At 48.8% G+C, this 10,818-nt stretch carries 4 protein-coding genes and 1 pseudogene; 3 read left to right on the top strand and 2 right to left on the bottom strand.

Features of this window, described 5'->3' with window-relative positions:
- The first annotated feature begins 12 nt into the window (after positions 1–12).
- A pseudogene (locus MJQ52_RS02480) lies at positions 13–7,471 on the top strand (beta-ketoacyl synthase N-terminal-like domain-containing protein).
- Positions 7,472–7,605: 134 nt separating this feature from the next.
- Here MJQ52_RS02480 and MJQ52_RS02475 read toward each other — a convergent pair.
- Complete coding sequence (locus MJQ52_RS02475; RefSeq protein WP_094247884.1) at positions 7,606–8,817, bottom strand: cytochrome P450 family protein; 1,212 nt, start codon at positions 8,815–8,817, stop codon at positions 7,606–7,608.
- A gap of 288 nt (positions 8,818–9,105) precedes the next feature.
- Between MJQ52_RS02475 and MJQ52_RS02470 the strand changes: the two genes are divergently transcribed.
- Positions 9,106–9,540 carry a NucA/NucB deoxyribonuclease domain-containing protein gene (locus MJQ52_RS02470; protein WP_007611576.1) on the top strand — a complete coding sequence of 145 codons (435 nt, stop codon included), beginning with the start codon at positions 9,106–9,108 and terminating at the stop codon, positions 9,538–9,540.
- A 60-nt stretch (positions 9,541–9,600) separates the two neighbouring features.
- Complete coding sequence (locus tag MJQ52_RS02465) at positions 9,601–10,356, top strand: YoaK family protein (RefSeq protein WP_094246918.1); 756 nt, start codon at positions 9,601–9,603, stop codon at positions 10,354–10,356.
- A 33-nt stretch (positions 10,357–10,389) separates the two neighbouring features.
- On the opposite strand, the gene MJQ52_RS02460 is transcribed toward MJQ52_RS02465, so the two are convergent.
- A complete protein-coding gene (locus tag MJQ52_RS02460; protein WP_007410383.1) occupies positions 10,390–10,752 on the bottom strand; it encodes a hypothetical protein in 363 nt (120 codons plus the stop codon).
- Between the last annotated feature and the right edge of the window lie 66 nt (positions 10,753–10,818).

Here is a 10,818-nt window from a genome sequence, read left to right as displayed (position 1 = left end):
GAGGGGACGGCTTTGCAAAACACTGAAGATCTTCTTTACAAACTATTGGCAGGCCAGCTGAAATCTGTCGGATTTTTTACGGAAAACGAAACGCAGCCTGTCATGCAGGGGTTTTACGGCAGGTGGCTGGAAGAAAGCATCTCCATCTTGGTGCAAAAAGGCTTTTTGAAACAGTCTGGCAGTACGTATGTGTTAACGGGTCCGATAGAGGGTGCGGACGTTCTGTGGCAAGAATGGGATGAAAAGAAAGCTCCTTTACTCAAGGACAGCAGCAAACAGGCGATGATCACCTTAGTGGAGACCGCTCTCAGAGCTTTGCCGGATATTTTATCCGGCAGAGTTTCTGCCACTGATGTTCTGTTTCCTGATTCATCAATGGAATTGGTTGAAGGAATCTATAAAAACAATGAAACGGCAGACTACTTTAATGAGGTGCTCGCTGACACATTGACAGCTTTCATTGAAGAACGCCTGAAAGAAGACCCGAACGCGGAAATCCGGATATTAGAGATCGGAGCGGGGACGGGCGGGACGAGCGCGGCCGTTTTCAAAAGATTAAAAGAGGTCAAACATCATGTGAAAGAATATTGCTACACCGATCTGTCAAAGGCCTTTTTCATGCATGCTGAAAAAGAATACGGTCCCGACAATCCGTATTTGACTTATAAGCGGTTTAATGTGGAAGAGCCCCCGGCTTTGCAGGGGATAGAGGCGGGCGCATATGACGCGGTCATTGCGGCAAATGTGCTTCACGCGACAAAAAATATTCGTCGGACACTTCGCAATGCCAAAGCGGTGCTTAAAAAGAATGGGATTTTGCTATTAAATGAGATCAGCAGCCATTCGGTTTATTCTCATCTGACATTCGGTCTTTTGGAAGGCTGGTGGCTGTATGAAGACGCCAAACTGCGCATTCCCGGATGCCCTGGGCTGTATGCTGAAGCGTGGCAGTCTGCGCTGGAAAGCGAGGGATATCGGTACGTTACATTTATGGCGGAATCGTCACATCACCTCGGCCAGCAGATCGTGGCGGCAGAAAGCGACGGCGTCATCAGGCAAAAGCAGCCGGGCGCGACGGCGGTTGAAGAAATTGCGGCTTCCAAAGAGCCGGCTGATTTCACAGAACCGTCTTTCTCAGTCACAGACCGGACGGTGCAATTCATAAAAGAAACGTTAGCCAAGTCCATAAAACTTGCTCCCGAGCGCATTCAGCCGGAAACCAGCTTTGAAAAATACGGCATCGACTCCATTTTGCAGGTGAATTTTATCCGTGAACTGGAAACATTGACGGGCGAGCTGCCGAAAACGGTCTTATTTGAACACACGAATACGAAAGAACTTGCCGAGTATTTGCTGGAAACTTACCCGGATAAGCTGCAACAGGCATTCGGAGCCGATCAAGCGCCTCCTGAAACGGAGCATCCGGAACCTGCAATGAATGAACCGGTGCCGCTTGTCACGGAAACACGGCGATTTATCACTGAACAAAAAGAGCCAAAAGCGCCAAAGCCGGAAACAGAAACCGTCACCGATAATCGCTCTGATCGTGACGACATTGCCATTATCGGCATCAGCGGCCGCTATCCTGAGTCTGAAACCCTCGATGAGCTGTGGGAGCATTTAAAAGCCGGAGACAGCTGTATTACGGAAGCTCCGGAAAACAGATGGAAGTCCGGTCTTCTGAAAACGATGGCAAAAGAAACACGAAAAGAAGAACGCAAAACACGGTACGGCGGATTTCTGAAGCATATTGACGCTTTTGACCATCACTTGTTTGACATCCGGGAAGACCATGTGATGGAGATGACGCCTGAGCTCCGTCTAAGCCTTGAAACCGTATGGGAAACATTTGAAAACGGAGGCTACTCGTTAGAGAGAGTAAACGAATGGCAGGAATCAGACAGCGGAATTGGTGTATTTATGGGCAGTATGTACAATCAATATTTCTGGAATATCCCGTCATTGGAAAAAGCTGCGCTCAGCTCTAACGGAGGGGATTGGCATATCGCCAACCGCATTTCCCACTTTTTCAATTTAACGGGTCCGAGCATGGGCGTTACGACCGCATGCTCCAGCTCACTGAGCGCCATTCATCTCGCCTGTGAAAGCCTGAAGCTTAACAGCTGTTCCATGGCGATTGCCGGAGGGGTCAATCTCACGCTTGAACCGTCTAAATATGATGCGCTCGAACGGGCGAATTTGCTTGAGCAGGGAAGTGAAAGCAAAAGCTTCGGAACCGGCACGGGCCTGATGCCGGGAGAAGGAGTCGGAGCAGTGCTCTTGAAGCCGCTCTCCAAAGCGGTTGCCGACAAAGACCATATTTACGGGATCATTAAAAGCAGCGCGTTGTGCCATAGCGGCGGAAGGCAGATGTACACGGCTCCGGATCCGAAACAGCAGGCGAAGCTCATGGCGGCTTCCATTGACAAGGCCGGAATCAATCCGGAAACAATCAGTTATGTTGAATCAGCGGCAAACGGCTCTGTATTGGGAGATCCGATTGAGGTCATTGCCCTGACAAACGCGTTCTCGCAATATACCGATAAAAAACGATTTTGCGCGCTTGGATCCGTCAAGTCAAATCTCGGCCATTTAGAGGCGGCCTCCGGGATGTCCCAGCTCGCGAAAGTGCTGCTGCAAATGGAGCGGGAAACATTAGTTCCAACCATTAATGCAAAACCGCAAAATCCGAATATCGTGCTTGAACAAACGGCCTTTTACCTGCAGGAGAAAACCGAGTATTGGGAGCGTCTGAAGGATGCCGAGACGGGAGACATCATACCGCGGAGAAGCATGATCAATTCCTTCGGGGCAGGCGGGGCATATGCAAATCTCATCGTAGAAGAATATATCAATCCGAATTCTAATCATGCCCGTCACGGCAATGAGGAATATATTTTCCCTGTGTCAGCGAAAACAAAATGGAGTTTTGAAGCCTATCTTGAGAGACTGGCGGCCTTTTTAGAAAAGACGCCATCTCTTCATCCGGCCGCCATCGCATCCGCGCTGCAAAAAAGAACGCATCATCCGGAGTATCGGGCGGCATTTACGGCTGCTTCCGTTCAGGAACTGTCGGAAAAACTGGCCGCTTACCGCATGGATCAGCGGAATCTCAATTTCTCCGATTCTGATATCGGCCGGCGTGCGCGGCAATGGGAAAAAGGAGAGAATATCACGTTTGATCAGTTGCAGCAAGAGCACGCCGTTCATCTGCCGGCCTACGCTTTTGACCACGGGACTTCTTTTCATTTCGGTGAATCAGAAAACGCTGCCGGCGTTCAGGCGGTATACAGTGATGACGACCCATACGTGAAAGGGCATCAATTCAGCGGAGAACCGGTACTCGTCGGCGCTACATATAACAGTCTGGCAGTCGATCATTTTTGTGATCTTTTTCCTGAAGCAGAGGGAGGACATATTAAAAAACTGAATTACGTCAGCCCCATTACCGTAAAAAAAGGCGATCGCATCGAGCTGAAAACAGAATCGAAACAAAACGGGGATGGATTTGAACTGAGCATAATGCACCGCAGCCGCACGTCTCCTGATTGGAGCATAGCGGCGTATGCCGAGTGCAGCCCGTATCCGTTTCAAAAGCAGCACGCGGATCTGGCGGCCATTCAGCGCTCATACCGGGAAGTGGGCCGGATAGATGAGTTATACGGAGACGGAACGGGAACCGTCGTGTGGGGAGAAGAATTTAAAACGATCACCCGCCTGTACAAAGGCACTGATGCCGTTTTAGCGAAAGTGAACCTGAACAATAGCGACTCACAACAAGCGCATCATTATGCCATAAATCCGTTAATCGCCAACAGTGCTTACTTGGCCTCGCTTTCTTTATTGGACCAAACAGAGGCGGAAAGCTATCTGCCGTTCGGCATTAATTCCGTCACCTTCAGCAGCCCGGAAAATCTTACCGATTGCTGGCTGCACATCAAGCTGGCCAAACAAACGGGGGAAATGATTCTGATTAACGCAGATGTCATCAGCAGCCGATCGGAAGTGGTGATGCGTTTTGAAGGCTATGCCCTGAAACGGTTCCGCCCGAAAACCGAACAGATGAATCAGCCGGCCCGAACGGCTGTTAAGAATGCGGGAGCACCGATTTCTGCCGGCAGTCTGACAGATGATATCCGCAGCTACGTCCTTGGCAAGCTCGCCAAGATGATGGATGAACCCGCGTCCTCTCTTCGTTCTGACGCGAATATCATGGAATTGGGACTTGATTCAGCGAGTCTGATCGGGCTGACAAAAGAGATCGGCCAAGAGGCGGACATCGATGTGAATCCAACATTGTTTTTCGAGTATCCGACGGCGGAGGAGCTGACCCGCCACTTCGCGTCAGCATATGAGAACAAGTTTTCTCAATTGTTTGCCGATCATAAGCATTCAGAAGAGGCCGGGGTCACGGAAACAGAAGAGCGCACTTTACCGAAGAAACAGCATACGCCTTGTGATAACGCCGATGTCAAGCAAGGAATCGCGATTATCGGTATGTCAGCTCAGTTTCCGCAATCCCCGGATATCCAGTCTTTTTGGGGGCACATCGTAAACGGGGATCACTGTATTACCGAAATTCCGGCGGACCGCTGGGACTGGCGCCGTTACGCCGGTGATGAGAATGACACGAGTCTCAGATGGGGCGGTTTTATTGACGGTGTCGGCGAATTTGACCCGCTCTTTTTCGGAATTTCTCCTAAAGAGGCATCACAAATGGGGCCGGAGCAGTTTCTGCTTTTGATGCATACATGGAAGGCAATGGAGGATGCGGGCCTGACAAATAAGGCGTTATCAAGCAGACCGACAGGCGTTTTCGTTGCCGCGGGCAACAGCGATCCGAACAATGGAACAGCCATTCCGTCCATCATTCCGAACAGGATATCATATGCCTTGAATTTACAAGGACCGAGTGAATATTACGAGGCTGCCTGCACGTCAACGCTGGTGGCATTGCACAGGGCGGTTCAATCAATCCGTCATAACGAATGTGAGCAGGCTGTCGTGGGCGCCGCCAATATTCTGCAATCGCCGGAAGGTTTTATCGGTTTTGACTCAATGGGATATTTAAGCAAAAACGGCCGGGCGAAATCGTTCCAAAAAGATGCCGATGGCTTTGTCAGAAGCGAAGGGGCGGGCGTGATCATCATCAAACCGCTTGAGGCGGCAATTGAAGACGGCGATCATATTCACATGGTCATTAAAGGAACAGGAGTGTCTCACGGCGGTAAAGGCATGTCGCTTCACGCACCGAATCCGGCGGGAATGAAGGCCGCGATGAAAAAAGCGTACGAAGACACCGATGTTGATCCGCAAACCGTCACTTATATTGAAGCGCACGGCATTGCCTCCGAAATGGCAGATGTGCTGGAGTTTAATGCAATCAAAGCGGGTTACGGCGAGTCTGCAAATCAAGAGGAAAGCACGCCTTGTTATATCAGCACCGTGAAACCTTGCATCGGGCACGGCGAACTCGCTTCCGGACTGGCCGCCCTTATAAAAGTAGCGATGGCCATGAAGCATCATACCATCCCGGGCATTCCCGGATTTACAGCTGCAAATGAGCAAATGGCTATTCAAAAAAGCCGCTTCCGTTTCACCGAAGACAATCAGGAATGGACACAGCTCACCGACCATACGGGCAGACCGATCCCGCGCCGGGCCGCAATTAACAGCTATGGCTTCGGCGGCATGAATGCGCATGTCGTCTTGGAACAGTACAGCCCGAGCCATAAAGACAAAGAATCTGAGCATGACCCGCAGCTTATCGTGCTTTCTGCTAAGAGCGAAGGGCGTCTTAAGGCGGCCGCAGGTCAGCTGGCTGATTTTGTGCAAACTGGAGATACTCCGTCATTGCGGGATATTGCTTATACGCTTCAGACCGGCCGTGAGGCGATGAACTGCCGCTTGGCACTCGTTGCCCGCAATCAAGATGAATTGCTGGAAAAACTGAAAGAGTACAGAGCATTTTCCGAAGAAAGCAATGGAATGAAAAGCTTCTTTACAGGCAGTCAGCAGACTGGATCAGGAGATATCGGCGTTTTACTGGAAGGGACTCTCGGTACAGTCGTCACGGAGACGCTGTTGGCTGAAAACAATCTGGAAAAGCTTGCATTTTGCTGGGTGAAAGGAGCGGATATACCGTGGGACAGACTCCACCAAGGCGAATCTGTTCAAAGAGTGCCGCTTCCGACATATCCTTTTGAACACCACAAGTATTGGAACGGCGGTCAGCCAGAAGAGATCAGCCTTGCACCGGTTTCCCAGGACCCTCAGCTCCGCCGCGAGAGCGCAGCTGACATTGTGGCTGACATTTTGGGGATGAAGGCAGCGGAAATTGATCAAAATAAGCCGCTGACTGAATACGGCTTTGATTCAATCTCCTCTATTCAGCTGCTGAAAAAACTTGAGGACGGAGACAGCCGCATCAGTCTGGAAGCTCTTCAGAAATGCAGCACTCTTCAGGAGATCGGCATACTGTTAAAAACGAACCAACCGCATGAGGCGGGCCGGAATTTTCCCGAACTCGTCAAGCTGAATGAAAGAGAAAAAGGCCGTCCTGTTTTTTGGTTTCACGGCGGAACAGGAGGCGTTGAAGCATACCAGCCATTCGCCAAAAAAGAGTCAGCGTCCTTTTTACGGCATCCAGGCAAGAGGTTTGACAGGGAAAGAGCCGCTGCAAGGAATCGAAGAGACGGCCGCTTCTTATATGAGAATCATCCAAGCGGTACAGCCGAAAGGCCCTTATGACCTCGGCGGATATTCCTTGGGCGGAATGCTTGCATATGAAACCGCGCGCCTCTTGCAGGAGGAAGGTCATACAGTAAAAAGCGCCGTCATGATCGACACCCCGTACAGTGAAAAATGGAAAGAAAGAAAACCATCTGTTAAGTCAGTCATGCTGCAAACGATCAATACGATGCTTACGGCATATCTTAAGCCTGAAAACCTTGAAGAGGCATTAATCAGCAGAGAAGACATTACCGTCCAGGCTGAGGAAGAAGAAGTATTGAAAGAATTGATCGGCCTTGCCAAAAAGCGCGGTCTGCCAAAATCCGAAGAAGCGATCCGGATGCAGCTGGAGCAAATGATGAAGACGCAGCTCGCTTACGGAATGGAAGAGTATGACATGAAGCCGCTGCCTCATCCGGAAGCGCTGCAATGCTACTACTTCCGTAATAAAAGCGGTTTGTTCCTCGGAGATCTTGAACGTTATCTGACAGCAGAGGAAGAACAAATTCCGTTAGACCATGATGCGTATTGGAAAGAATGGGAACACCAGATGAAACACTTTCACCTGCTGGACGTCCACTCCTCCAATCATGTCACAATGCTGTCGGAACCAAAGCCGCAAAACGCCATTAAGGCATTCTGCGAAAAACTGTACGCAAACAAAGGAACGATAAGCGCAAATTTCCTTAAATCTTTCAGAAAAAAGCTGGACGAAACAAATGAGTTGGTAAAACGGTAATAGAGAACGGCCGGAGCAATCCGGCCGTTTTTTTTATACATAGAACTAAATTCATTATGTACTAAATATTCACTATTATATTGATTTCCTGTTTATAAGACATTAAAAAAACCCCCGATAAACAGGGGGCGATATTAAAATCTGACAGGCAATGTTTCAAGCCCTCTCAAAAACACATTTTTTCTCCATGTTACATCCTCGGGCGCGCCTTTCAGCTCTATATTCGGGAACCGTTTTAAAAGCGAAGTAAAGGCAATGGATGCTTCCATCCGGGCGAGCGGAGCCCCGAGACAAAAATGAATGCCGAATCCAAAAGAGATATGACGGTTCGGTGTTCTCGCTATATTTAATGTATCAGGATCATCGAAATATTCCGGGTCCCGATTGGCTGAACCGATGCCGATAAATATCATATCGCCTTTTTTAATAGAAACATCTTTATAGGTGAAATCTTCAAGCGCCCATCGATTCGCCATCATGATGACGGGAGAGGTATACCGCAAAAGCTCTTCGACCGCCGTCTGGATATTTTCGGGCTGCCGCTTTATCTTCTCCATCTGGTCTTTGTGCAGAAGAAGCGCCAGGGTGCCGGAGCCGAGAAGGTTAACCGTTGTTTCAAGCCCGGCAACGACTAACAAAAACAGCATGGAATACAGCTCTGATTCACTCAGCTTTTGGCCGTCCTCTTCAGCGTAAATAAGCTTGGTTGTCAGATCTTCAGCCGGATGTTTTCTTTTTTCTTCGATCAGTGTTTTCATATATTGTTTAAATTCTTTGAGAGCCTGGTTGGTCGCATCTTGTCCGCTTTCTGACGTGTCAACCATTGCGTTTGTCCACACTTGAAATTTGGCGCGGTCCTCTTTCGGAATTCCGAGCAGCTCGGAAATGACGATAAACGGAAGCGGTGCCGCGAAATCTCTTATGATATCAGGGTCTGCTTTTTTTTCCATTTCATCCAGCAGCTCTTCTGTGATCTGCTCTATCCCGGTGCGAAGCTGCTCAATCATCCGGGGAGTGAACCCCTGATGCACCAAAGATCGAAGACGTGAATGATCCGGAGGGTCTTTTGCCAGCATATGCTCTGAGACAAAATCGATATCTTCGCTGACATTCAGCTTTGCGATCAGCTCCTTCGGCATGACCCGTCTTACATCTCTCGTAATTCTGCCGTCTTTTAAAAACGCCATACAATCATCATAACGCGTGATGAGCCATGCCGGAAAGGTGCCTCCGAAACGCTGCAGTTCGAATTTATGTATGGGGTCCTGCTCTCTGAATCTGCTTAAAACCGCAAAAGGGTCTTCGTGAAACTCGGGTGAGTGTGGGTGAAACATTGTTTTTTCCATCTGGATTTCCCCGCCTTCATGTTTTTGAAAAGACATAACCAACAGCCGGTGCCTGCCGACCGGACGGCATTCCTCCTTTTATCTGCCGAAGACACTGATCACAACGGCTCATAAGTATGTCTAAAATATATAAGGAAACAGAAGCCGGTTCAATAGATAAATCGTAAAGCCGCCATTTTCGTTAATTATCAACAAAACAGCAAACTTTTTTTGCCAATTCATCATGTGTGTTAAATCCGGCTAATATACATATTTACGCTTCATATCAACTTCTTAAGGAGGATGTGAATGAATGCGTTTATGAAATGGGCGGCAAGTCTGCTTTTGGTGATCTCTCTTCAGTTCGGCCTTACGGGCGCCGGCATCCATTCGGACAGTGCTGCTCGTGCCGCATCCCGATACGATCAGGTGCTGTATTTCCCGCTGTCAAAATATCCAGAGACGGGAAATCATATAAAAGACGCCATTTCGGCAGGTCATTCTGAGATTTGTACAATTGATCGGGGCGGAGCGGAGAATAGAAGGAAAGAATCATTGAAAGGAATTCCGACAAAGCCCGGGTTTGACCGTGATGAATGGCCCATGGCAGTCTGCACAGAAGGCGGGGCGGGGGCTGATATCAGATATGTAACCCCGTCGGATAACCGCGGGGCCGGTTCATGGGTTGGAAATCAAATGAGCGGCTATTCCGACGGCACGAGAGTATTATTTATCGTTCAGTAACTTCTCCGGTTCGCCGGAGTTTTTTGTATGCTTTGAAAAAGCGGCGCGCCGGCTGGACATATGAAATGGCGAAGAGTAAACTTATATGTTGGAATCAGCATGAGAAAGGATTGGATCACATTGAAAGTGACTACATACCGAAATATTGCACTTTTACTTCTTTGTTTAACAGCGGGAATTGTGGATGTGATCGGTTATTTAAGCCTGGGACATATCTTTACCGCCAATATGACGGGGAATATCGTTCTGTTCGGCCTGGCGATCGGCAACTCATGGCACCTTGCCGTACTCAAATCGTTAACCTCGTTAATCGGATTTATTGCCGGCGTTATTGCCGCGGCCTTGCTTGTGGGCAATAAAAAGAAATCATTCTGGCCCCCTGCGGTAACTGCCGCTTTAGCTATTGAAGGAGCTGTTTTGCTGCTGTTTGCTTTGTTCTCTTGCTTTTTTGCAGATGCCATTTCTGTTTATGTGCTGATTATGCTGCTCAGCTTCGCAATGGGAATGCAGACGACAGCCGCGAGAAAACTTGGTGTAGCGGGGATTTCCACGACCGTATTAACGGGAACGCTCGCTAATTTTTTTGAAGATCTCACCGCAAGGTTTTACAAAGCGGACAAGCGGAAGCAGTTTACGAGAGATGCTGTATTGCGCGCGCTTGCCTTGGTTCTGTATTGCTTTGGGGCGGTCATAGGCGCTTTTGCCGAACCGGATTATAAGTTTGCCGTGATCTGGCTCCCGATTATCATTATTTTAGGCATTATGCTTTGCGCATTCACGATGTTCCACGGATATTCTGAAGAAAAAAACCAATAAAAAAACGCCGCTGATTCAGGGCGTTTTTTCTTTTTATTGCTCTTTCCGGGTCCCGATTGTATACACGGCCCGATCTGTATGTACCTTTAATCCGTCTTGCTCCTTTTGGATGGTAATGTCGCCGAGCAGAGGAATTTCATACGCATCTTGGGGAAGCGGGACATTTCCTTCCTCCGTATAGGTTGTGCCGTGCCCTTTTAAGACGAGTTCTTCATCCGCTACATAGTCATCGGGATGGTTTGTCCGGCGGACGAGAACATCATCAAGGTGAAGCATGATCTGATCCATATCAGAAATCTCGTTTCGGCTGTCTGTCAGCTCTCCTTTTCTGATATCAAGCGTTTGTCCGATCTGTTTTTGCAGCCATTCAGACAATTCGGTGTTTGTAAGTGCCATTGTGATTCCTCCTTTTATCTACACCATACTTATTCCCTATTTTTTTAGAAATACACTGCCTTGCAT

The organism is Bacillus sp. jun7 (genome assembly GCF_051034795.1).
GTDB classification, from domain to species: Bacteria; Bacillota; Bacilli; order Bacillales; family Bacillaceae; genus Bacillus; species Bacillus velezensis.
The sequence above is the reverse complement of the archived record's forward strand: the minus strand, read 5'-3'. Positions and strand labels throughout refer to the sequence as shown.